This window comes from Streptomyces sp. NPDC031365, assembly GCF_055569765.1.
Genome location: NZ_JBVIIM010000001.1, coordinates 57,309 through 78,986, shown reverse-complemented (window position 1 = coordinate 78,986; position 21,678 = coordinate 57,309). Strand labels below are relative to the sequence as shown.

Here is a 21,678-nt window from a genome sequence, read left to right as displayed (position 1 = left end):
CTCACGTCTCCTCCCTCGGCTGCGGGTCCGGTTCGTCGGATCCGTCATCGTCGTCGGCGATGACGAAGAGGTTGCGGCCGCGGCGGCTCGATCCCAGCGGGGCGGGTGCCGACGGCTGCTGCGCTGGCTTGGCCGTCTCACGCCGTCGGCGCCGGTGCGCGTCCAGGCTCTCGGTGGCCTCCCGAGCCCGTTCCCGCCACGGCGGCTCCGCATCCGGTGCGCCGACGGCAGCCAGGCGCGGTGGCTTGTTCGGCTTCGGCGGCTGTTGCGGTCGGTCCGCGGCTGCCGCCTGGGCCTGGGTGATCTCCCGCGCGTGCTGCGTCCGCTGGGATTTGGTCAGCTGGGACGGCCACTTCGCGACCGGATCGACGGCCCCCAGCATCTCCAGGAGTTTGGGGACGAGCTCGCTGTCAGAGCGCGGCTTGAGGCCTGCTTCCCGTATGCGGGTGAGGAGTTCCTCGACCCGGGCGTCACCGAAGGCCGGCATCTCGCCCTCCGGCGGCAGGCCCGTCCAGCGCAGTTCGTGCCATTCATGGGTGTCGGGATCCTGGAAATACACCACCCGCCGATCGCGGGGTTCGCGATGGATGACCCAGTGCTGCTTGTAGCGGCCCCCGCGCGCGGAGTTCATGTCGGGCTGGTGCAGTAACGCGGCGTCGTACCAGAGCCCCTTGACCTTCACGCCCCGCCGGTGGATCAGCTTCACGTGGTGCTCGGGCAGGAAGCGGTAGTACGTCTCCGGGGAGGGAATGTCCAGGTCGAAGCCCTCCTGGGCGAAGGAGGCGGCGAACAGGGTGTTGGGGCTGTGGTCACCGCCGGGATCCCAGCTGGGCGCGAACTCGCCGAGCCTGCGGTTCTGCCAGACCTTCACGACCCAGGTCGCGATGAAGTGTTCCATCTCGGCCAGGGTCAGCACCGCGTCGCCCTCCGGGTCCGCGCCGCGATCGGAGACGTCAACCCCCGTGTAACCGGCCAGCTTCTCGAACACCAGCGAGCGGATACTGCCGAAGACGCGCTCCACCGCGCTCTTGTCCTGCGGGCGCAGCACGCGCGCCGGAAGAATCCGGCAGCCCATCGCCTCTTGGACATCCACCAGATGGTGATTGCGGTAGACGGAACCGTGGTCGGAGGTGACGGTCTCGGGGGTGAAGAACGGCAGCCCGGCCACCTCGTACCCGGCGAACTCGGAGACCATGGCGGCTGGCAGCCCCGGATAGGGCCACTCCATGTCCTCGCCCCACTCCTCCCGCATGGGCAGCGGCAGCATGACGTCGCGCAGCACCATCGCGACGTCCACCGAGGAGTCCGACACCAGCGTGAGCCGGAACGCGCAGATGGAGTGGGTGTAGACGTCCAGCGCCAAAGTGAGGTGGACGGTGACCGGGTCACCGAAAACGTTCTCGCGGACCATCACCGGCAGGATCGTCGTGTCCAGCGCGACGACCTGGCCGGGGCGGGTCACGAGCACATGCCCGTTCTTGGTGGGCAGTTCGGCCGAGCGCTCGTACTTCTGTCGGGCGCCGCCCGGCCCGAACCACTCCTTCCACACCCGCAGCAGCGTGTGGTAGCTGGGGACCTCGATCTTCTGGCTCTCGTCCCCGTCCTCGTCTTCGTTCTCGAAGGTCTCCCGCACATAGCGACGGATCATGATCTCGCGGGTGCGTGCGCTCACCCGGGACCGGTAGTGCTGCGTCTCCGCCCTGACCGCGAAGATCGCCTCGCGAACCTCCTCGCTGACGCTCGGGTGTCCCCCGCTCGCCCGCAGCCACCGGTGATCGGCGCAGCCCACGATCCCGTACTTCCTGCGCCTGCGCTCCCAGCGCTCCAGCGTGCGTACCCCGACGTGCGCGACGCCCAGAAGCAGCTTGGCCTCTTCGGGCCTCAGCGCCGACAACTCAGCGGCCTTCGCCGCCCGCCGCTCAGTCAGCGTCGTACGGTCCGGGTCGTACTCAGGATGCGGCTCCCCCGGCTCGGGACGGAACGGATCACCACTGCGGAAACCGCAGTTGACCTCCATCAGATGCGCGAAGCGCTGTTCCATCAAGGGCCGCTTCTCCGGCTTCACATCACTCCACGAAGCCGGCTGCCGCCCACGGTTGGCGCCCTCCGCCGCTGTACGCGACGACGGCCGACAACGCGGGTGGTTGACCAGGAAGCGGAAGCTCGCCCGCTGGCGCTCGCCATCCGCACGCACCAGGTGGACCCGCCCCAGATGCGGCTCCTGCCGTTCGACCAGCCACTCCACCTCGTCGAGCACCACGCCCGCGCCGGGCGACAGATCTAGTGCCGCCGCCCCCATCATGAGACACCTCCCGCCAGCACCACCCGCGAACTGTCCGTCAACGGCTGAGCAAGGTCGATCCCGAGCCTGCGATGCCACAACAGGTGCAGCAACTGGGCCCGTGCCACCGGCCAGTACGTCTGCGCGGCCGCCAACTCTCCGAATGTGACGCCCTCTTCGGCATGAGCAAGCAGATCCGCCTGAATGCCGAGCACGTCGTGTGTCGGACGGCGCTTCCCGTACAACGCGCCGAGCGTGGACCGCACATGCGGACGCCACTCGGCCGCGACCACGTAGTGCCACCCGCAGACCAACGCCACTTCCTCTGCGGCCGCGAACGACTCCAGGTCCTCGGGCTCGATCAGGTCTCGGGGCCGTACGTCGATCAGCCAGGTCCCCACCCGCGTGACTGCGAAGAAGTCTGGGGTGTGGTTACGCCACTTCTCCACCGCACGGAACCGGATACGCAACGGCTGCGACAGCACTTCCACCAGATCGCCGGCAAAGTCCAGAGCTACCAGCAGTTGATCCTCTTCGAGGCTCTCGAACCCATGCAGGCGCCCCGTCGACACCAGCGACTCCAGACCGGGTCTGTGCCGCTGCTCCCGCCGCCAGGTGAACCCCCGCATCGGCCCACGGCCCGCCACCGGCACCTGCCCCAGGTGCCGGACCGGCCCCGCAATCTCGTCCCCGGCGTACTTCCACGTTGCCGTCCACCGGTCCGGCCAGCCATCGGACAGGTCCAGGTCGCCCCGCCCCGCGTCCAGCGAGACAGGGACCAACAGATCCGTCCACGTACAGCTGTGGGACCACAAGGAGCCCCGGGTATCGCTCATAGTCCCAGGTAAGCCGCACGCATCCCGTCGGAGGAGCGATCTTCGAAGTTGGCGACAACTTGCCTGCAAAAAGCACGGAACACGTCAACAACGATGCGAATTCGGCGACAGATATCGTGCTCAGTGCTTCAAGAAAGGCCAGGTCGGGGTGGGAGGTTTACGACAACTATCGTGCTCGGGCTCACGGTTGTGCCTGAGCACGATGGTTGTCACTGAGCAGGACAACTGTCACCGCTCGGCCTGGCGGACTCCCGTGCAGGCGAGGACTGCGCTGGCGTCGTCGGCGAGGAAGAGCATGAAGGCCCACGTCCGGTCCGGTGAGAAGATGCAGCCGATCCTGACCTGAGCGGCTTCGAGCCGGGTGAGGATGTCGACGGTGGACGGCAAGGCGAGAGTCTCGGTACCTCGCTTCCTCGCCCGTCGGAGACGAGCCGCGTAGATGCTGGCAAGCTACTGGCTGGGAACGCTGCCGTCCCACACAACGAAGTCGCCTCCGCCGAGAAGCGCCGCTCTGGCGGGTTCGCAGGCCGCAGTCTGGTCGCCCAGCATCCCGGCAAGTTCCGCCCGGTCCATCTGGCTTCACCTCTCGCGGTGCCCCGCTGTCCGCTCAGTCGTCAAAGTGGAGTTCAGGCCGGGTCCAGAGCGTGAGGTCGCTGCTGGTGGCGACAGCGAGGGCCAGGCCGGGGCGAGAGAACCAACTGCGCGGAGTTCCGAGTTACTCGGAGTGAAAGATGCGCCCCCGCCCCTCCCACCGGTCCTTTATAGGTCAGCAGGTCAACTGTCACCGTTCAGCTCGGCGGACTCCCGTGCGGGCGAGGACTGCGTCGGCGTCGCCGGCGAGGAAGAGCATGAAGGCCCACGTCCGGTCCGGTGAGAAGATGCAGCCGATCCTGACCTGAGCGGCTTCGAGCCGGGTGAGGATGTCGACGGTGGACGGCAAGGCGAGAGCCTCAGCACCTCGCTTCCTCGCCCGTCGGAGACGAGCCGCGTAGATGCTGGCAAGCTGCTGACTGGGAACGCGGCCGTCCCATACGACAAAGTCGCCTCCAGCAAGAAGCGCCTCCCTGGCAGCTTCGCAGGCCGTGGTCTGGTCGCCCAGCATCCCGGCGAGTTCCGCCCGGTCCATCTGTCCTCCTCCCGCCTGCTGTCCCGCTGTCCGCTCAGTCGTCGAAGCGGAGGCCGGGCCGGGTCCAGAGTGCGAGGTCACTGCTGGTGGCGACCGCCAGCGTCTGGCCGGAGGGAGAGAACCCGGCTGCGCGAAGTTCTGAGTACTCGGAGTGGAAGACGTGCCACCACGTCCCTCCCGCCGGGCCTTTGTGGGACCCGCCGTCGGCGGAGAGGACGACGCGGTCGTGGGGCCACTCGGGACTTACGACGTCCAGGGTCCAGCCGTCCGGCGTGGTGCTGTGCAGGCCCCCGCCGAAGAGCCCGGCAATGCGCACCAGGACGCCCGCCATCGGGCCGAGCCCAGGGCAGGTGAGGTCCGGGTGGGCGCCGGGGGTACTCGTTTCCGGGTCAGGGTCCCGGTCGCAAGCGATCTTCTCGCCGGTGACCCCGTCGAAGAGTCCATGGCCGTCGCTGGACACGACCATGACGAGATCGTGGCCGCTGTCGAGATGAACGGCGAATCCAACACCGAGAAGGCCCCCGATGGGAGTCCTGCGGTCCATCACCGGCTGCCACGGCTCGGGAGCCGGCATGACGGTGGCGGCGAGATAGCGCTCGCGCAACTTCTGCTGGTACTCCGTGATCAACTCGTCTCCTCGATGCGATCCGCGTCGAGGGTCTCTCGCGCAGCGGCCCACGTCGACTCGAATTCCTGGCGTGTCATCTCGGCAGCGCCGTCCGATTCTTGCCACCCTCGCAGGGCACCTTCCGCGAGGACGCCGTACTGCCGCTCGTAGGAGGCCATGACCGCGAGGTCGCCACAGTCACGGATCTCGATGACCTCCGCCAGCGAAGCTGCGGTCACGGGCTGGCGCTGAGGTCCTTGCAGGTCGACCTGGCGCATGGCCCCTTCCTCGCCGTCGAGCTCGAAGTACGACCAGACATCGCTCTCGCCGTCGTAAGCGCGGATCCACAGCATCACGCTCACATGATCTCTCGGTGAGGAGAAGGCGCGTTCGGCGACGCCCACGGGCCGACCGCTTCCCGTTGATGCACCTGCCACGCCGTCCGGCTCGTTAAGCGAACGATCACAGAGGAAACATCACGCTCAGTCTCGGCAGCTTGCGTGCTGCCTCGTCCTCGCGTCGCACGTCCCACCGCTGACCGAGCGGCCCCGAGCTGCTCTCTCCATCGCCTTGTTCGGCCTCGACATCCTCTTAAAACGCCTCGCTGCAGTCGTCATCGACACCGGTCAGGCTCCCGTACGCCTCCATCGCGACATAGTCGAGAGACTCCCACTCGGGCCAGTCGTCGTTCCACATCTCCCGCGGGCGTCCCACCATGCGCTGGACCTCCGGAACGTCGGCCAGAGAGTCCGGATCAGCCAATGCCCTGGAGAAGGCATCACGACCGAGCCCCACCATCCACAGGCCGAAGTAGCAGAATCCGTCATCCGAACACCAGCCACCGAAGATCCGGTCTGCTGCCGCCCACAGATCCCACGTGAACGCCTCGTGCGTCACCTCGTCCAAACGCACCTGGAACTGCACGACCTCAACCAGCGACCTTCGCGACAATCCGCCACGCAGCCACGCGAGCCGCTCGTCCGGGCCCGGCGCCTGACGCCGGCACTCCTCGATGAGCTCCCAGAAGGAGTCAATGTCCACAGTGGCACTGTGCCAGGCACCTCTGACAGCGCAGGGTCGACGAACTATGTTCGAGGGGTGGAGAATCCGGAGATCATCATCAAGCTCACCTCGGATGAGGCGCTGGTCCTGTCGGACTGGCTGGAGCAGGTGCAGATGACGGACCTCAGTCGTCTCGTCGGCGATGCGGCGGTCTGGGCACCCCTTCACCGCATCGCCGGAACGCTCGACAAGTCGCTGCCGGGGATCTTTGCGGCGGACTACGCCGAGCGTCTAGAGGCGGCCCGCAGCAGGCTTCGTCCAGCCCTGGACGATAGCGCCAGCGACGAGGAGGGTGCGGACGCATGAAGCCCCTCTCGGAGATGACTGAACGCGAGTACTTCGCCAGCGTCGGCCAACGTCCCGGCATGTTCGTCGGCAAGACCTCCTTCCACATGCTGACCGCGTTCCTGACCGGTTATGACCAGCATGCTCTCCGGCACGGTGGGCCTGGGCTCACCGGCTGGCACGACTGGCTCATCGTCCGTCGCGGACGCGACTGCAACCACGCATGGCCCGGCCAGGTCCTCCACATCGCCCTCCCGAACGGCTGGGACGACACCTGGAACCTTCCGCCTGAGAACGAACAGCACGCGATCAAGGTCCTGTTCGAGCTCCTCGACGAGTTCGCTGCCGAGTGCGAAGTAGCGCAGGGCACCCGATTCTCAGATTGAGTGAGACGCCGGGCCACAACGCGTCTCACTCAAAATGAGCCATCGCTGGTCACGGCCTCGACATGGCTCACCTTCACTGAGACGGGACACGATAGATGTCGCTTTTGCACGACAACTGTTGCCACCCGAGTCCAGTCGGACATTGCCGGGCGGTTTCGGGTTGCGGCGCCGTAGATTGGCGCTGTGCCCGATTTTGCGCATGACGAGGCCATGGCCCGGCAAGCTCTCGACGTCATCGACCAGTTGCTGGCCGCCCGCGACAGGGTCGCCTCCGGAGTGGGCGGCATCGGCTTCCTCCGCGAACACGAGGCAGTGGCACCAGTTGGACCACCGCCCCCGAGGCATCACGCTTCCGTCGCTCCGCAACGGACTTGTCGACTTGGTGGAAGTCGTCGCAGACCTGACTCACGAGAGTAAGCGCGATGACGCCTCATCCTGACCGGCCATCACCAAGCGCCCGCATCGTGATCGATGAGGGACATCCCGGATGCCAGTGCCCGGGCAGTGTCGGCGAAGTACTGCTCGTCGGCGCCAGGGGCAAGACCGAGAGGGACACCCTGGCTGAGGCCAACGAACAGCGCCCTGAGCGCGGTGGTCAGGCGTTGCGCCTGTTGCGACGTCACGACGCCCCCTTCGTGCGACCTTCCGGTGAACAGCGCAACCAGATGCTTCTCCTGCGACCGGATGGACGCGGCGAGCTGGGCCCCCAGCTCTGGGTCATGCAGGGCCATGTCCAGCAAGGTGATCTGAAGCGACAGGCCAGACAGCGCGTCCGGGGCGTCACAACTGCGCCGGTAGTACCGGGCGAAGGCGTCGACCGCTTCCAGCAGATCAAGTCCAGCAGGAACCGCCTGCTCGATCTCCTCGTAGTACGGCCGCAGATAGTCGGCGACCAGGGCGACCACCAGGCCGTTCTTGCTTCCGAACAGGGAGTAGATGGCGCCGGTGGTCAGGTCGGCGCGTTCGGCGATCTCATCAAGCCTGGCCCTGTATCCGTCCCGGGACACGACCTGGAATGCAGCGTCCAGCAAGGCGCGGCGGTTGCGTTCCTTGGCCTCCGCTCTCGTCATTCTCATCATTTGATTATTGCCGTAATCTCGTTACGGAGCCAGTCTGGATGAACTTTGAGGAGGACGCTCATGGCCCAGGCCGTGGCACCCCGGGTGACCCGCCAGACGGTGGGCGCCATCGCCGACGGCGCCTTCAAGGTGTTGCTCGCCGCTGTCTACATCGCCGGTGCTGCCCCACTCGGCCGGTTATTCGGCACGTCGGCCTGGCTGATGGTCGTCTCAGGCGTGGCCCTGCTGATCGGCGGCGGCATCGAAATCAGATACACGCGCAGCCGGTCGATGCGCACCTACACGCAGTTCATGATTGCCTACGACAGCGGCTGGGTGCTGACGGCCCTGACTGGCTTCCTGATGGCGCGGCAGGGCAGCGGTGCCGGGGGCGAAGTCTGGATGGGGTACCAGACGGCCGCTCCCCTCGTGTTCGCCGCGCTGCTGGTCGCCGCTGCCCCTACACAGATGACCTCGGACTCTCAGCGCGATACCTCGGGTTGAGCGAGACCGGACACGGTCACACCGAGTAGCTGCCCCTTCCCCAGCCGATGGGGCGAGTCCCGCCACCCCGTCGGCCATGTCGCGGGTGTCCTCGGGGCTCAACGACAGCACGTCGGACCGGCCCGCCAGTTCCTCGACACCATCGGCACGGCCACCAAGGATGTCGGCGCCCAACCGAAGGTGCCCAGGCACCTACGTCTCCACGTGACCAGTGCTCCCAGCGCGGGCCTCGGCGTGGACCTGCTCCCATTCTGGCCCGATCACGTCGGGGCCGGACGGGACGCGGTGTGCGGTGTCCGGTGACACCACCGGAGCCGCCTCCAGGGGCCGACCGCCGGGTGACGCTCGGGCCGCTGCCTGTGCGGCGGGCGCTCTACCGGCGGATCAAGGTGGTGGAACGCCTGGACCACGCGGACCCTGCGTATCTGGATCACGCGGACCCTGCGTATGTGGGGGCCGAAGGGCCGTCGTCCAGGTCGCCGAGTCCTGCGCGGTGACGACACGGCACCGCCACTCGTGGAGGACACGTTCGCGGCGTAACCGGCCGGGCGGAGGCGGCGGACCTCATCCGCTCCTGGCTGGTGGCGGGATACCAGCCAGGGCTCGGGCGTCGCTGGCACAGACGACCGGTAGCGCTGATCAGGGCTACCGGTCTGTGCCGGATCCACCGCGACCGGACAGTAGCGTGGAGCCCATGATCGTATGGATCAACGGCACCCACGGCGCCGGCAAGACGACGACCGCACCCCTCGTACAGCGGCTGCTCCCGGATTCACGGGTGTTCGACGCCGAAAAGGTCGGTGAGACGCTCATGGACATCACACCGGGGCTGCCCGGCACGGACAACTTCCAGCACTGGCCGCCGTGGCGGCAGCTCGTGGTCGAGACCGCCCGCCGTGTCCTCGAGTACACCGGAGGCACTCTGGTGGTGCCGATGACCGTCCTGGTCGAGGAGTACTGGCGCGAGATCAGCACCGGTCTCGCGCACCACGCCGTCCCCGTAAGGCACTTCGTTCTCCACGCCGACCAGGAAACCCTCCGCGGGCGCATCGAGGGGGACGCTCTCCTCGGCCCCTCCGCCTTCCGTCTCGGACACCTGGAGCCCTATGCCGAGGCGGCCCGCACGTGGCTGCACGCCGAGGCCGAGGTCGTCGACACGACACGTCTCACACCGGCGCGGGCCGCCCAGTCGATCGCGGAGGCCGTGAGGAGGTGAGGTCCGTGGGCGGTGACCGGGCAGGATCCGAGAAGCGGCGGTGGCCGGGCAGTGATTAACGTGGCGGCAGAAGGCAGTTGGCCGAAGCGACGTGCCTGCCACCGAGTCACCGGAGGACACCCATGACCGATGCTGCGCCGCCACGCGGATTCGAGGAGAGGCTGCGGGACACGCGGGCGAGGCTGGAGAACGACGTCGACCTCTGGGTCGCGACGTCGGGCACCCCGGGCGGCGTCCACCTCGTCCCGCTGTCGTTCCTCTGGGACGGGACCGCGTTCCTCGTCTCGACGGCGCGCGCCTCCGTCACCAGCCGCAATCTGCTGGCGGACCCCCGGGTGCGGCTCAGTTTCGGGCCGACCCGTGACGTCGTGCTCGTCGACGGCACCGCCGATCCGGTGGACATCGCCGAACTGGACGCCGGGACCGGAGACGCCTTCGCGGAGAAGACGGGCTTCGACCCGCGCGAGATCGACGAGCCCTACCAGTACTTCCGCATCCGGCCGCGGCGCGTCCAGGCGTGGCGCGAGGTGAACGAGATGTCCGGGCGCACCCTCATGCGGGAAGGCCGCTGGCTCGACGGAGCGCAGGCGGCAGACTGACGCTCATGACCGCCGCAGCCGCAACCGCCACGTCCGACCTTCACCGCTACCTGCAGCAAGCGCGTGAGGCCCTGCTGTGGAAACTCGAGGGCCTCCCCGAGTACGACATCCGCCGTCCGATGACGCCGACCGGCACCAACCTCCTGGGCCTGGTGAAACACGCGGCCGGTGTGGAACTGGGCTACCTCGGCGACACCTTCGGACGCCCGTCCGGCGAGCCGCTGCCCTGGCTCGCGGAGGCGGCGGAGACCAACGCGGACATGTGGGCCACCGCCGAGGAGTCGCGCGCGTTCGTCGTGACGCTGTACCGCAGGGCGTGGGCGCACTCGGACGCCACGATCGCCGCCCTGCCGCTGGACACGACCGGCAGGGTGCCGTGGTGGCCGGACGGCAAGGACGAGCTGACGCTGCACCACGCCGTGGTCCGCGTGATCGCCGACACCCAGCGTCACGCCGGGCACGCCGACATCCTCCGCGAACTCATGGACGGTACCGCGGGACTGATCGCGGCCCACAGCAGCCTGCCCTCGACCGACCCTGCCTGGTGGGAGTCCTACCGGAACCGGCTGGAGCGCGCGGCCCGGGAGGCCGGGGGCACACCGTGACCACCCCGCCCGTGCCCCCACACCCGTGACCACCCCGCCCGTGACCACCCCGCCGGGACGCCACGCGCCCCGGCGCCCCTGATCACCCCTTCACCGCCCCCGAGGTGAGCCCCTGGACGATGTGCCGGCTGGCGAAGGCGAAGAGGACCATGGTGGGGAGGATGGTGAGCACGGCCGCCGCGGACATCGATCCCCAGTCGATGTTGAAGCTGGAGATGAAGCCGTTCAGGGCCGTCGGCACCGTCTTGTTGCTGTCGCTGTTCATCAGCGTCACCGACAGGAACAGCTCGTTCCAGCAGTTGACGAAGTTGAAGATGAACGCGGCCACGATCCCGGGCCGCATCACCGGCAGCAGGACCCGTACCAGCGCCCCGAACCGGGACAGGCCGTCGATCATCGCGGCCTCCTCCAGCGCGTCCGGGATGTTCGCGAAGAAGCCGCGCAGCATCACCGTGCAGAAGGGGACGCACACGGCGATGTAGACGAGGATCAGCCCGAACCGGTTGTCGACCAGCCGGAGGTCGGTCATCAGCAGGTACAGCGGGCCCAGCGCGATGAACGACGGGATCATCTGCGTGACCAGCGCCGCCATCAGCAGTGCGGACTTCGTACGGAACTCGAACCGCGCCAGTACGTACGCCGACAGCGTCGAGATCGCCGTGGCGACCACGCCCGCGACGGTCGCCACCACCACACTGTTGACCAGGTACGTCCCGAAGTCGGCCGTGCCGAACAGCCCTCGGTAGTTGTCCAGCGAGAACCGCTCGGGCCAGTAGGCGAGGGGGAAGGTGAAGATGTCGCCGGGTGCCTTGAGCGAGGTGACGGTGATCCAGTAGAGGGGGAAGAGGGAGAAGACCAGCCACAGGCCCAGGAACGTGAACTTGGTTGCCCGGCCGGCCGTGGTTTCCTTGCCGATCACGCCCGTACACCTCGCTTTCCGGAGCCCCGCGTCGTGACTGTCCGCTCCCGCGTCGCCAGCAGGAAGAACACCGCGAAGACCAGCAGGATGGCGACGACCAGGAGGCCGAGGGCGGAGGCCTTGCCGTAGTCGCCCTGCTGCGTGATCTTGATCATCCAGGTGGTCACGATGTGGGTCTCGTTGTTCGGCCCGCCCCCGGTCATGCCGAAGATCAGGTCCGGGAAGTTGAAGATCCAGATGACACGCAGCAGCACCGTGAGGGCGAGCGTCGTACGGATGTAGGGGATGGTGATCTGGAAGAGGGTCCGCGACCTGCTCGCGCCGTCCAGCGCCGCCGCCTCGTACAGCTCGTCGGGGATCGACTGGAGCGCGGCCAGGATCATGATCGCGAAGAAGGTGACGCCGTACCAGACGTTGGCGATCAGCACGGCGATCATCGCCGTGTCGGGGTCGGCCAGCCAGGCGATCGGCTCGTCGGTGATCCCCGCCTTCTGCAGCAGGTCGTTGACGACGCCGAACTCGCTGTTGAACAGCCAGCGGAACAGGATGCCGATGAGGAACCCGGAGATCGCCCACGGGAAGAAGATCAGCGCCTGGTAGAGCCCGCGGAAGCGGAACCGCCGCCGCAGCCACAGCGCGATCGCGAACCCGATCACCAGCTGGGGCACGATGGAACCGACCACCCACAGCAGGGTGTTGTCCAGCACCGTGCTCCACGCGGGGTCGGTGAAGACCTCACGGAAGTTCTTCCAGCCCACCCACGAGGTGTCGGTGAGGTCGGTCAGGTTCCAGTTCCGGAACGCCATCTGGCTGCCGGCGATCATCGGGTAGTACGTGAAGACCGCCACGAAGACCGCCGCCGGGGCCATGAAGGCGGCGATGACCAGACCGCGCCGCGCGGTGAACTCCCGCCGTCGCCCGGCCGTTCCGGGCGGGGCGCCCCCCTTCCGCACGGAGGGCGCCTTGCGCGCGTCGGACGTGGACGTGGACGTGGACGTGGAGCCGGACGTCGACGTGGGGGGCATCGCTACTTCTTCCACTTCTCGGTCCAGTACGCGTCCCAGCCCGCCAGCAGTTCCTTCGGCGACAGCTTGCCGAGGATCATCTTCTGCACGTCGGTGTCGGCCCGCTGCTGCCACTCCGCCCACCAGGCGACACCGCGCGGCTGCGTCACGACGAGGTACTTGTCCGGGTTCTCCGTCATGGTGACGTAACTGGCCCACGGGCCGGTCCGGTAGAACGCGTCCTCGGCCGCCGACTTCAGGATCGGCACCAGGCTGTTCTTCTTGGTGAACGCCGTCGACGCCTCCCCCTCGGAGAGGAACTCGACCAGCTTCACCGCCGCCGCCTTGTTCTTGCTGCCGTCCGCCACGCCCCACCCGGCGGTGGCCAGCGGCTGCACGGTCTTGCCGCTGGGTCCGGCCACCAGCGGCGCGGTGCTCCACTGGCTCTGCTCGATCGACTTGGACTCCGAGACGGTGGCGATGACCTCGGGGTCCTGGAGCAGGAACGCGGTGGAGCCGTTGGAGAAGCCCTCGACCATCTCCGGATAGCCCCAGGCCACCGACGACTTCGGCGAGGCCTCCTTGAACAGTTTCAGGTACGTCTCCATCGCGTCGAGCGCGCCGGGCGCGGAGAAGATCGTGCTGCCGTCCTTGAGCCGGTAGCCGTTGGCCGGGTCGATGTCGTCGGCGACGTAGGCCTCGATCGCGGCGGTGGCGTTGCTGTGCGCGTTGGCGCCGCCCCGGAAGGCGTAGCCGTACCGGCGCTCGGACGGATCGTGGATCCTCGTGGCCTGCTCCAGCAGTTCCTCCCAGGTGGCCGGCGGCTTGTCGAAGCCGGCCTCCTCGATCAGGTCGGTGCGGTGGAAGAGACTCAGCCCGTAGAAGCCGTAGGGGACGAAGTACGTCCTGCCCTCGCCGTCCTCGGATGCCTCGACGGCGTTGTCGGTCAGGGCCTCCCAGCCCTTCCAGTCGGCGAGGTCCTTCTTCATGTCGTACAGCCAGCCGTTGTTCGACCACGGCCCCACGGTGATGTCCCGCACCTCCAGGACGTCCACGCCGCTGCCGGACTGGAGCATCTGCTGGATCTTCTGGTCGGCCTGCTCGGTGGGCGGTGAGACCAGGTTGACCTCGGTCTTCGGGTTCCGCTTCTCGAAGTCGGCTATCAGCTCCTTCAGCAGATCGGAGCGGGCGGGGTTGGTCAGGCTCTCGACCATGTTGAGGGTGACTGTTCCGCTCTCACCGGGGCTCATGGTGGAACAGCCGGTCAGGACCATCGCGGCGGCGGTGCCGAGCGCGAGAGCTGCCGTCCTTCTTCTCATCGTCTGACCTCTTCCTTGGGTGTACGGGGATACGGCGGTGGGGCACGGGGATACGGCGGTGGGCACGGGGCTAGGCGGTGCCGTACCGCTGTGCGCGCGCAGCGCGGGCCCACTCGCCGAGCACGGGAACGCATCGCTCGGCGAAGTACTCGTAGTCCTCGGCGGTGTTGTAGACATGCGCGGACAGCCGCACATAGCCGACGCCGTCGAAACTGGTGAACGCTGCCTCGACGCCCAGTTCGGCGGCGGCCCGGTCGCGCAGGGCGTCCGCGGCGACGCGGCTGTCGGCGAGACCGTCGGGCAGCCGCACCAGCCGCATGCCGGGTACGGGCATGCCGACGTCGACCAAGGCGTCCGCGCCGGTCAGTGCGGTGAACGCGGCGCCCACGACGTGCTCGGCGTAGCCGGCCAGATCGTCCATGTACCGGCGGGCGGCGGGCCAGCCCCAGGTGGTGCCGACGAAGTCGAGCGCCGTGGCCGCGGCCAGGTAGTGGGTGGCGTCCACCGTGCCCTGCTGGTCGAAGCGGTCGGGGTAGGGGTCGTGGGCGCCCCAGGAGTCGATCAGCGGGTACAGCCCGTCCCGCAGCGGCCCGCGCGCCACCAGGGCCGCCGTACCGCGCGGCGCGCAGCCCCACTTGTGCAGGTTGCCCGCCCAGAAGTCGCAGGTGAGACCATCGAGCGGGGTGGCGACCAGCCCGGGCGCGTGCGCGCCGTCCACGAGCAGCGGGACACCGCGCCGCCGCAGCTCCGCCCCGATCCGCCCCACCGGCAGCCGGCGGGCGGTCGCCGAGGTGATCTGGTCGGCCACGACGAGCGCGGTGCCCTCCCCCACCTCGGCCATCACGGCCTCGTACGCCTGCTCCTCGTCCGCGTCCAGCGGCACCCCGGCGGTACGCACGCGGCCGCCCCAGCGGCGGGCCAGCCGCTCGGCCCCCATGGTCACGGCGCCGTAGCCGTGGTCGGTGACCACGATCTCCCCGCCGCCCCGCCGCTCCAGCCCCGCGTACACGACACTCACTCCGGCGCTCGCGTTCGGCACCAGCGCCAGGTCGCCGGGGTCCGCGCCGAGGAAGGACGCGAGACCGACCCGGGCCGCCGCGAGCCGCCCCGGCAGCTCGGGGAACCACACCACCGGCGCGCGCTCCATCTCCGTACGCAGCTCGTTCTGCCGCTCCTGGGCGGCCAGCGGTACGGCGCCGAACGAGCCGTGGTTGAGATGGCGCAGGGCGGGGTCCAGCGACCACGCCCGCGCCGCCGGACGGCCGTCGGCCAGCAGCAGGGGACGTGGTGCGGTGGTGACCTCGGTCTCGCTCACATGACTCCCATCCGCGAGGGACACATCAGACCCTCAGGCCGAGACGTATGATGACTCGGGATGGTGGCATGCGTTTTTCGGCCATGACAAGCCCCTTGCAGCAAGAGAAGTCAGATGACTTACGGCTGACACATCCAAGACATTTGATGACCTGGCTCGCTACAGTGCACCGAGGGCCGACGGCGCCGCCGGTCCGCCAGGGGAGGGAAACGGATGTCCGCAGTCGACAAGGCGTTCCACGGCCTACGGCACATGATCGCGACGGGGCGGCTCGGCGCCGGGGAGCGCATTCCCCCCGAGGCGGATCTCTGCGAGGAACTGGGCGTCTCCCGCGGTTCGCTCCGCGAGGCGGTCCGCATGCTCGCCGCCCTGGGAGTGATCGAGCCGCGCCACGGCTCCGGCACCTACGTCTCCCAGCTCAGGCCCGAGGACCTCATCGGGAGCCTCTCCCTGACCCTGCAGCTCCTGCCGCTGCCCGGCCTGCTGGAGGTCTACGAGATCCGGCGCGTCCTGGAGGCCCACGTCGCGGCAAAAGCCGCCGCACGTGCCACCCCCGGCACGATCGAGACCCTCTTCTCCCTCATCGAGGCCATGGAGGCCACCGAGGACCCCACCGAGGCGTCGGAACTCGACCACCGCTTCCACGCCGAGATCGCCCGCGCGGGCGGCAACCCCACCCTCGCCTCCCTGCTCGCGGTCTTCCGGTCCCGCTCCCGCAAGTACCAGGTCTTCACCCTCCCCGAGGGCCCCGACCTGCGCCGCAAGAGCGACACGGACCACCGGATCCTGGCCACCGCGATCGCCGACCGCGACCCGGGCACGGCAGCGGGCGCGGCCGAGGCCCACGTCACCCAGACGGAACGCTGGCTGCGCGCGCTGATGCCGCCGGTGGAGGAGGACGGAACCGTCGCGGCAGCGCCCTAGAAGAACACCGCCCGCGCCCGCACCACGTGCAGCCGGCGCGGACCGCGTTCCTCCGCCTCCGCGATCGCCGCCGGTTCGACGGCGGCCACGTGGTCGTACTCCAGCCCCTTGACGCCACTCGCCGGCAGCCGCGGTCGGAGACGAGTGCCCGCACAGGGGCCTACGGGGCCGCGCTCCGCCGCCACCGGGGCACCGACGCGAGGGTCCACAAGTCGTCGAAGTGCTTGACCCACGTGGAAACGGCCGCCTCGGCTGCCGCTGTCCCCCCGCGCGACCAGACGTTCAAGTCGGTCTTGTAACCCTTGGGGTCGTAGTACTCGGGCCCTGTGTGCTGCAGGCGCATCCGGGCGGAGACGTCGTAGAGGCCGTGCAGGACGTGGGCCCGGTTGAAAATGCAGATCTTGTCGCGAGGGATGCCGGGGTAGAAGCGGTACTCGCACCGGACGACAAGACGACCCGTACCGGTGAGACGGTCCGCGATGTCCGACAGGATTCCGTCGTACTCCTCGCAGCGCCTCAGCATCCGGTCACGGAACGCCGGATCGTCCACGGGACGGCCACCCGGACCCACTTCGGCCGGTACCGTCATGGGCTGCTCGAAGTCCGGTACGAGCATCCGTACGGACACTTTCCTCGTCGGCCCCGGATTGTCGAACAGGTCCTCCAGACGGTGATAAAGCTCGTTGTGGAGGGTCTCCCCCGTGTAGCCGAGAAAACTGATCTCCACCTTGCGCGCCTGAAAGGCCTCGCCGACAAAGCCGCCCAGCTCACTGGAGTTCACCAGGGTCTGCGTCGGCAGGCGAAGCGACGAGGACAGCTCGTTCACGGCGTCGTACAGCACGTACCCGACCAGACTGAGCAGGGCCCCGCCCAGGAATGCCTTCCCCTCCAGGGCGTCCCCCACCGGCTGGACGAACTGGGCGACCAGTCCGGTGACGAAGACGGCCCCCAGTACGAGACGGGTCGCGAAGGGCTCGAAGCGTTCCTGATAGCGACGTAATCGCCGGGCCACACCGCCGTCGGACGACCCGTTCACGCGCCCCGGCATGCCGAACCCCCTCCGCGTGCCGCCCCCGACGAGCCGTCACACCCGCACGGCTGTCCTGGGCTTCGGTGTAGACATGTTCCACCTACACCAGTGCCCGGGCAAGATACGGGTTCGCCGTGGAGCGGAGCGGCAGGCCGAGCGAGCCGCTGGCGACAGCCAGCGTCACCGCATAGGACTCCACCGCCCGACGGACATTGGGCGCGTCCAGACTGGCGCCGGTCACCAGCCGGTCGAGGTCGATGTAGGCGGACCGGACCGCCTCCAGTCTCGAGTACACCTGCCAGTCCTGGCGCCAGTCGCGGGTGTACTCGGGTGGCAGCCGACGCTCCCAGCGGCTGAACATCCGTTCACGGACCTCCCGCCGGGTCGGGGTCAGGTGCATGTGCCGGACCAGGTCGTAGAGGGGATCGCCGATCAGGGCCATCTCCCAGTCGATGATGGTCAGCGCGTACGCGTCGTCACGGCGCACCAGGTTCCACGGGTTCAGGTCGCCGTGCAGCAGTGACGGCTCGCGGTGGCTCACCTGGTGCCGGGACAGGATTTGGTGCAACCGCTCGGCATGCGGCAGCCCCAGGTGCCGGGCGAGTTGCTGCGACCTCTTCGGAAGCTCCGCGACGAGCAGGACGAGCTGGTCCGTCAGCCAACGGTAGAAGCCTCGTTCACCGGCCAGTGGGTCGAGTTCCTTGTAGTCCACCTGGGCCAGGCCGCAGAGCTGGTCCACCAGGCCGTCCGCCTCGTGCGGCAGCAGACCGTTGACCGGATGGTTCGGAGGACGGTCGATGTCACGTGGCCCCACGTACGTGTGGATGGCGAAACGGTCCTTGCCGTGGTTCGCGCCCAACGCCAGCACCCTGGGTGCCGCGACGGCCACGGAGGTCTGCTCGATGGAGCGCAGCACGGCATGCTCGCTCAGGAAACTGCGTTCCCGCCGGCAGGCTTCGAGCAGTCTTCGCCTCACGACCACGGGGTACTCGGCGCTCGGCACCCTGACCACGGTGTTGAGGTGAGCGGTGCCTTTGAACACCCGCCCTGCGGGCGCCGCCCCTTCCAGAACGAGGGCCTCGCGCACCGCGAGTTCGGGGAAGTCCGGCGACAGGGGCAGTCGGCGGTCCGCTTCCCAGTCGAGCACCTGAGCGACCGGGCCGCGGCTCGCGCCGTCGGGGTCACCGTGGGAAGCCACCCAGCGCCACAGTGCCCGCTCGATCTCCTGCGCTTCGGGCACGTTCCTCAGCCGCAACGGTTCTGCGGCTGCCTTCAGCGCCCTGCTCACCTCCGCCGTCGCCTCGTCCAGCTTCTTCTGGGAGAACGAGTCCCTCAGAGAGTGCGCCGCCCGCATCACGTCCGGATAGACCGACTGCGCCCGCTCGAAGGCCAGGTAGTGCGGCAGATCCTTGACCAGTCCGTTCACGGCGGCCGGGCGGATCCTCCGCATGGCCTCCGCCCACGCGTCGATCACCTCACGCCACTGGCGGGCCGGATACCGCATCCGCACCAGATGAGTGGAGAGGTCGTGGAGCGGGTCACCGTACGTAGCCAGCTCCCAGTCGACGCAGATCAGCGGGGGAGCCCCGCCGTAGGAGACGATCAGGTTGTCGCGGTGCAGGTCCGCATGGAGCAGGCTATACGGCCGTCGCGCCATGGCGGGGACCCGCTCGGCCAGACGGGTCAAGGCGTCCTCCGGAACGCCCAGCGCCACGAACAGACCACCGAATATTCTCCAGTTGGGTTGCCGGATCTGCTGGTCGGCCAAGAGCGCCAGAGTGCGCAGGAATCCCTGGCTGTCCGTTTCGTTGCGGGGCCAGGCAGCCGGCAGGGGCGGAAGCGCGCCGCGCCGCACCCGCGTCATCTGGGCGAGCAGCCCGGCCAGCGCCCTGACCAGCAGTGTGTCCACGGGCTTGCCGTTGCCGCAGACGCTGGACAGCGGGACACCTTCCACATAGCTGTGGATGGCGAAGCCGGCCCCCTTGGCCAGGCACTGAGGCACATGCGGCAGGACACCCTTGACCGCGCCCAGGATTTCGTCCTCGTTGTCCCAGGTCCTGATCACGACCGGCAGTACTCCGGTCCGGCGGACCCTCACCTTGACGGAGGTCCCCGTCTCACGTCCCAGCAGCCGTGCTTCCGGCCCGGTCAGTGGCACCACGTAGTTCCGATTGTGGTGACCACTGCTGGCCGTTCCCGACCGGGTGGCGAGTGTCGCGAAGTCCCGCAGCCGGGACACCCGGTGCGCCGTGCCGGGCGCGTGGAGTCCTCCGAGGGCGGGTCGGGGGATAGGTGGTGCGCCCACTGGCCGCTCCGGGAGGTACGAGGGAGTCACAACTGAAGTTAGACACGCGGCCTGCTGTCCCGCATGCGAAGCCCCCGCAGGCCGGGACGCGTCGGGGAGGGTGTCACCCATCCGCCTGAGGCGGCGGTAGCCCGTTCGCGTCGACGGATGTGCCCCTTGGTACGAACGGAGCAGAGCGGTCGCTCAATCGGTGCGCGAAGGCTACAGCATGCCGGTCTCTGGGAAGGCGGGGGTTCGATCGAGCCGAACCACTCGCTCATGCGTCCACGAAGAAGCGGCCGCTCAATGACCTCGTGTCCGGGCCGAGAGCGACCGGCCCTGTCGGCTCATGCCTGGTGCCGCTCGCGGACCAGGCGGAGTACGGGCTCCAGAGAGTCCACGATAGTGGTGGCGCCCTCGTCGCTCAGAAGCTTGTGCTTGCGATCGTTGCGGGCGTAGCCGAGGAACCGTATGCCGGCTGCCTGCGCGGCGCGGAAGTCCTGCGGGCTGTCACCGATCATCAGCGCGGTCGCCGGGGCGGCGCCCATCGCGTTGAGGGCGTGGTGGATGCAGTGGGGGTGGGGTTTGAGGTACTTCAGTTCCTGGGTGCGGCCGTAGATGTGGTGGGCGAAGCAGGAGACGAGGTCCCGTGAGGCGAGGTATTCGCGCGCTGCGCGCGGAGAGTTGTTGGTGGTGATGGCCAAGCCGGCACCCACCGCGGTCCAGGTGCGGATCAGCGGGTCGGCGTACGGCGTGGGCCGCGCCGAGGCGGCAGCCCGCAGTTCCTCCCGGGTGAGGCGCTCCTCCAGCTCCGCGACCAGATCGCTGCCGGGATGGCGGCGATCGACCGCACGCAGGAGGATCTGCGGATCGAGGGACTCGCGTTCCTCGGGCTCGAGCAGGCCGTGCAGGCCGCGGCCCTCGAGCCAGGCCGCCAGGTCGGTCGCCACCCGTTCCGCCGAGTGGCCCGCGAAGAGACGGCAGATGGGGCCGTCGAAATCCCACAGCACGACACGGGCGCCCCTGATCAGTTCCCGCAGGGCGCCCCGTTCAGTCTCGGTCTCGGTCTCGGCTGTCACCGCATCTGTCTGTGTCGTCTCAGAAGTCACTAGGAGAGTGTCAGGTCCGTCGTGATGGTTTCCCAGAGGGCGTCGAACCACTTCTGGGATTCCTCCACGAACGCCTGGTCCCGCTGCCCGGCCTGCCCGAGGAAGGAGAAGAGGAGGGACGCCGAGCCCAGGACGTCGTACATCTGCAGGTTCCGGCTCTCCCACTCCTCCTCGCGCAGGGTGAGCATGTAGTAGCCGAGCAGCGCCTCCTTTTCGTTGAGCAGGTAGAGCTTCACCGGCGGGGTGAAGGGCAGCGCGCGGAAGGAGACGCGTACGTCGATGCCGTGGGTGGCGCGCAGGGCGAGGAGGTTGTGCTGGAGGACACGGGCCTGGGCGTTGCGCATCGCCAGCCAGCGCTCGTGCACCGGGTTGTCGTCGCCGCCCTCCTCGACGGGGACCGGGAAGGCCAGGTTGATGGTGCGGGAGGGCAGCAGGATGCGTACGTCGACCGACTCGGGGCGGATACGGCCCTCGTGAACGTGCCGGACCGGTTCGCTGAGCGCCAGCATGAGGCTTTCGGAGGTCAGGCACACCGCGTCGATCCGCACCCGGTTCGTTTCGAAGGCTTCCGCCAGGCGCGGTGCCAGCGCCACCATCGTCGGCTGGGGTTCCTCGCGGGCGGTCCGGGCGGGGGCCGGGTCGGCGATCCTCGGCGGGCTGCCCTTACTGACGTTGCTGAGCAGGCCGTCGTCCTGGAGCGCGCGCAGCGCCTGGCGGACGGTGCCGCGCTCCACACCGAACTCCTCGGCCAGTTCCGCCTGGGTGGGCAGCCGGTCGCCCGCCTTGAGCTCGCCCGCCCGGATGCGTTCCCTCAGGATGTCGGCGATCTCCTGAGGCGTGAGCCTGCCGCTGCCGTTCACTGCCACGTTCTCCTGGGTCACGACCAAACGCTACAACTTTGATCCATCTAAGGGGAGTTGTTTGGAAGTTGTTTATAAGTAGCGACCAAGTGGGGACAACTCTTCCAGAGTTGGTAGCCAACTTCACCAAGTTGGCCTCACCGCTGAGGGGGAAACACCATGCACGTCATCGCTCTGGTCTCCGCCGTTCTCGTCGTCACCGTCCAGCAGCTCGTCGAGTGGACATTCGGCGTGGCCGGCCTCGTCGGCCTGTTGCTCCTCACCCTAGGCATCAGGGCCGACAGGCCGGGCATCAGCTCCGCCGGGGCGGTGCTGCTCGCGCTGCTTGTGGCGCGGCCCGCCCTGTGAG

24 protein-coding genes are annotated in these 21,678 nt (G+C 68.4%); 8 read left to right on the top strand and 16 right to left on the bottom strand.

Annotated features, from left to right (window positions below; translation table 11 throughout):
- Nucleotide 1: 1 nt before the first annotated feature.
- The 7 genes from ACZ5C2_RS00420 to ACZ5C2_RS00390 form a co-directional block, all read right to left on the bottom strand.
- Nucleotides 2-2,302, bottom strand: coding sequence for a transposase (locus tag ACZ5C2_RS00420; protein ID WP_468784952.1), 2,301 nt, complete (start codon nt 2,300-2,302; stop codon nt 2-4).
- Nucleotides 2,299-3,063, bottom strand: coding sequence for a TnsA-like heteromeric transposase endonuclease subunit (locus ACZ5C2_RS00415; RefSeq protein ID WP_468784950.1), 765 nt, complete (start codon nt 3,061-3,063; stop codon nt 2,299-2,301). The genes ACZ5C2_RS00420 and ACZ5C2_RS00415 overlap by 4 nt, the downstream gene beginning before the upstream one ends.
- Nucleotides 3,064-3,345: 282 nt before the next feature.
- Nucleotides 3,346-3,504 carry a hypothetical protein gene (locus tag ACZ5C2_RS00410; RefSeq protein ID WP_468784948.1) on the bottom strand — a complete coding sequence of 53 codons (159 nt, stop codon included), beginning with the start codon at nt 3,502-3,504 and terminating at the stop codon, nt 3,346-3,348.
- A 394-nt stretch (nt 3,505-3,898) separates the two neighbouring features.
- Nucleotides 3,899-4,243, bottom strand: a complete 345-nt coding sequence (locus ACZ5C2_RS00405) for a hypothetical protein (RefSeq protein ID WP_468784946.1) — start codon at nt 4,241-4,243, stop codon at nt 3,899-3,901.
- A 34-nt stretch (nt 4,244-4,277) separates the two neighbouring features.
- Complete coding sequence (locus tag ACZ5C2_RS00400; RefSeq protein WP_468784944.1) at nt 4,278-4,871, bottom strand: hypothetical protein; 594 nt, start codon at nt 4,869-4,871, stop codon at nt 4,278-4,280.
- Nucleotides 4,868-5,203 (bottom strand): hypothetical protein, encoded by a 336-nt coding sequence (locus ACZ5C2_RS00395; RefSeq protein WP_468785738.1) that lies wholly within the window; start codon nt 5,201-5,203, stop codon nt 4,868-4,870. Before ACZ5C2_RS00395 ends, ACZ5C2_RS00400 begins: the two co-directional genes overlap by 4 nt.
- 238 nt (nt 5,204-5,441) lie before the next feature.
- Nucleotides 5,442-5,891, bottom strand: coding sequence for a DUF4240 domain-containing protein (locus ACZ5C2_RS00390; RefSeq protein WP_468784942.1), 450 nt, complete (start codon nt 5,889-5,891; stop codon nt 5,442-5,444).
- 57 nt (nt 5,892-5,948) lie between these two features.
- Between ACZ5C2_RS00390 and ACZ5C2_RS00385 the strand changes: the two genes are divergently transcribed.
- Entirely contained in the window at nt 5,949-6,218 is a 270-nt protein-coding gene (locus tag ACZ5C2_RS00385; RefSeq protein ID WP_468784940.1) for a hypothetical protein, read from the top strand.
- Entirely contained in the window at nt 6,215-6,583 is a 369-nt protein-coding gene (locus ACZ5C2_RS00380; protein WP_468784938.1) for a hypothetical protein, read from the top strand. Before ACZ5C2_RS00385 ends, ACZ5C2_RS00380 begins: the two co-directional genes overlap by 4 nt.
- A gap of 446 nt (nt 6,584-7,029) precedes the next feature.
- Here the strand turns inward: ACZ5C2_RS00380 and ACZ5C2_RS00375 are convergent, their stop codons facing one another.
- Nucleotides 7,030-7,653 carry a TetR/AcrR family transcriptional regulator gene (locus ACZ5C2_RS00375; protein ID WP_468784936.1) on the bottom strand — a complete coding sequence of 208 codons (624 nt, stop codon included), beginning with the start codon at nt 7,651-7,653 and terminating at the stop codon, nt 7,030-7,032.
- Nucleotides 7,654-7,722: 69 nt separating this feature from the next.
- On the opposite strand from ACZ5C2_RS00375, the gene ACZ5C2_RS00370 reads away from it, so the two are divergent.
- From ACZ5C2_RS00370 to ACZ5C2_RS00355, 4 genes are all read left to right on the top strand, one after another.
- Nucleotides 7,723-8,145 (top strand): hypothetical protein, encoded by a 423-nt coding sequence (locus ACZ5C2_RS00370; RefSeq protein WP_468784934.1) that lies wholly within the window; start codon nt 7,723-7,725, stop codon nt 8,143-8,145.
- A gap of 694 nt (nt 8,146-8,839) precedes the next feature.
- Complete coding sequence (locus ACZ5C2_RS00365) at nt 8,840-9,361, top strand: AAA family ATPase (protein ID WP_468784932.1); 522 nt, start codon at nt 8,840-8,842, stop codon at nt 9,359-9,361.
- Nucleotides 9,362-9,483: 122 nt separating this feature from the next.
- Nucleotides 9,484-9,960, top strand: a complete 477-nt coding sequence (locus tag ACZ5C2_RS00360) for a pyridoxamine 5'-phosphate oxidase family protein (protein WP_468784930.1) — start codon at nt 9,484-9,486, stop codon at nt 9,958-9,960.
- Nucleotides 9,961-9,965: 5 nt separating this feature from the next.
- On the top strand, nt 9,966-10,565 hold the full coding sequence (locus tag ACZ5C2_RS00355) for a DinB family protein (RefSeq protein WP_468784928.1): 600 nt from the start codon (nt 9,966-9,968) through the stop codon (nt 10,563-10,565).
- Nucleotides 10,566-10,647: 82 nt separating this feature from the next.
- Here ACZ5C2_RS00355 and ACZ5C2_RS00350 read toward each other — a convergent pair whose 3' ends face one another.
- From ACZ5C2_RS00350 to ACZ5C2_RS00335, 4 genes are all read right to left on the bottom strand, one after another.
- Nucleotides 10,648-11,484 carry a carbohydrate ABC transporter permease gene (locus ACZ5C2_RS00350; RefSeq protein ID WP_468784926.1) on the bottom strand — a complete coding sequence of 279 codons (837 nt, stop codon included), beginning with the start codon at nt 11,482-11,484 and terminating at the stop codon, nt 10,648-10,650.
- Nucleotides 11,481-12,509: a carbohydrate ABC transporter permease gene (locus ACZ5C2_RS00345; protein WP_468784924.1), complete on the bottom strand. Its 1,029-nt coding sequence runs from the start codon at nt 12,507-12,509 to the stop codon at nt 11,481-11,483. Before ACZ5C2_RS00345 ends, ACZ5C2_RS00350 begins: the two co-directional genes overlap by 4 nt.
- Before the next feature lie 2 nt (nt 12,510-12,511).
- Entirely contained in the window at nt 12,512-13,807 is a 1,296-nt protein-coding gene (locus ACZ5C2_RS00340) for an ABC transporter substrate-binding protein (protein WP_468784922.1), read from the bottom strand.
- Nucleotides 13,808-13,877: 70 nt separating this feature from the next.
- Nucleotides 13,878-15,122: an aminotransferase class V-fold PLP-dependent enzyme gene (locus ACZ5C2_RS00335; protein WP_468784919.1), complete on the bottom strand. Its 1,245-nt coding sequence runs from the start codon at nt 15,120-15,122 to the stop codon at nt 13,878-13,880.
- 213 nt (nt 15,123-15,335) lie between these two features.
- Here ACZ5C2_RS00335 and ACZ5C2_RS00330 point away from each other — a divergent pair, with 213 nt between their 5' ends.
- Nucleotides 15,336-16,046 (top strand): FadR/GntR family transcriptional regulator, encoded by a 711-nt coding sequence (locus ACZ5C2_RS00330; protein WP_468784917.1) that lies wholly within the window; start codon nt 15,336-15,338, stop codon nt 16,044-16,046.
- A 160-nt stretch (nt 16,047-16,206) separates the two neighbouring features.
- Here the strand turns inward: ACZ5C2_RS00330 and ACZ5C2_RS00325 are convergent, their stop codons facing one another.
- From ACZ5C2_RS00325 to ACZ5C2_RS00310, 4 genes are all read right to left on the bottom strand, one after another.
- Nucleotides 16,207-17,094: a hypothetical protein gene (locus tag ACZ5C2_RS00325; RefSeq protein ID WP_468784915.1), complete on the bottom strand. Its 888-nt coding sequence runs from the start codon at nt 17,092-17,094 to the stop codon at nt 16,207-16,209.
- A gap of 82 nt (nt 17,095-17,176) precedes the next feature.
- Nucleotides 17,177-19,315 (bottom strand): aminoglycoside phosphotransferase family protein, encoded by a 2,139-nt coding sequence (locus tag ACZ5C2_RS00320; RefSeq protein ID WP_468785736.1) that lies wholly within the window; start codon nt 19,313-19,315, stop codon nt 17,177-17,179.
- Nucleotides 19,316-19,707: 392 nt separating this feature from the next.
- Nucleotides 19,708-20,469: an HAD family hydrolase gene (locus ACZ5C2_RS00315; protein ID WP_468784913.1), complete on the bottom strand. Its 762-nt coding sequence runs from the start codon at nt 20,467-20,469 to the stop codon at nt 19,708-19,710.
- Nucleotides 20,469-21,356, bottom strand: coding sequence for a GntR family transcriptional regulator (locus tag ACZ5C2_RS00310; RefSeq protein WP_468784911.1), 888 nt, complete (start codon nt 21,354-21,356; stop codon nt 20,469-20,471). Before ACZ5C2_RS00310 ends, ACZ5C2_RS00315 begins: the two co-directional genes overlap by 1 nt.
- A 132-nt stretch (nt 21,357-21,488) precedes the next feature.
- Here ACZ5C2_RS00310 and ACZ5C2_RS00305 point away from each other — a divergent pair, with 132 nt between their 5' ends.
- Nucleotides 21,489-21,677, top strand: coding sequence for a hypothetical protein (locus tag ACZ5C2_RS00305; protein ID WP_468784909.1), 189 nt, complete (start codon nt 21,489-21,491; stop codon nt 21,675-21,677).
- Nucleotide 21,678: the final 1 nt, after the last annotated feature.

Excerpts from the sequence above, each read along its gene's own strand:
- ACZ5C2_RS00420 (WP_468784952.1), bottom strand. The coding sequence starts at position 2,302 with ATGATGGGGGCGGCGGCACTAGATCTGTCGCCCGGCGCGGGCGTGGTG.
- ACZ5C2_RS00405 (WP_468784946.1), bottom strand. The coding sequence starts at position 4,243 with ATGGACCGGGCGGAACTCGCCGGGATGCTGGGCGACCAGACCACGGCC.
- ACZ5C2_RS00395 (WP_468785738.1), bottom strand. The coding sequence starts at position 5,203 with ATGCTGTGGATCCGCGCTTACGACGGCGAGAGCGATGTCTGGTCGTAC.
- ACZ5C2_RS00380 (WP_468784938.1), top strand. The coding sequence starts at position 6,215 with ATGAAGCCCCTCTCGGAGATGACTGAACGCGAGTACTTCGCCAGCGTC.
- ACZ5C2_RS00375 (WP_468784936.1), bottom strand. The coding sequence starts at position 7,653 with ATGACGAGAGCGGAGGCCAAGGAACGCAACCGCCGCGCCTTGCTGGAC.
- ACZ5C2_RS00370 (WP_468784934.1), top strand. The coding sequence starts at position 7,723 with ATGGCCCAGGCCGTGGCACCCCGGGTGACCCGCCAGACGGTGGGCGCC.
- ACZ5C2_RS00365 (WP_468784932.1), top strand. The coding sequence starts at position 8,840 with ATGATCGTATGGATCAACGGCACCCACGGCGCCGGCAAGACGACGACC.
- ACZ5C2_RS00360 (WP_468784930.1), top strand. The coding sequence starts at position 9,484 with ATGACCGATGCTGCGCCGCCACGCGGATTCGAGGAGAGGCTGCGGGAC.
- ACZ5C2_RS00355 (WP_468784928.1), top strand. The coding sequence starts at position 9,966 with ATGACCGCCGCAGCCGCAACCGCCACGTCCGACCTTCACCGCTACCTG.
- ACZ5C2_RS00345 (WP_468784924.1), bottom strand. The coding sequence starts at position 12,509 with ATGCCCCCCACGTCGACGTCCGGCTCCACGTCCACGTCCACGTCCACG.
- ACZ5C2_RS00340 (WP_468784922.1), bottom strand. The coding sequence starts at position 13,807 with ATGAGAAGAAGGACGGCAGCTCTCGCGCTCGGCACCGCCGCCGCGATG.
- ACZ5C2_RS00330 (WP_468784917.1), top strand. The coding sequence starts at position 15,336 with ATGTCCGCAGTCGACAAGGCGTTCCACGGCCTACGGCACATGATCGCG.
- ACZ5C2_RS00325 (WP_468784915.1), bottom strand. The coding sequence starts at position 17,094 with ATGCCGGGGCGCGTGAACGGGTCGTCCGACGGCGGTGTGGCCCGGCGA.
- ACZ5C2_RS00305 (WP_468784909.1), top strand. The coding sequence starts at position 21,489 with ATGCACGTCATCGCTCTGGTCTCCGCCGTTCTCGTCGTCACCGTCCAG.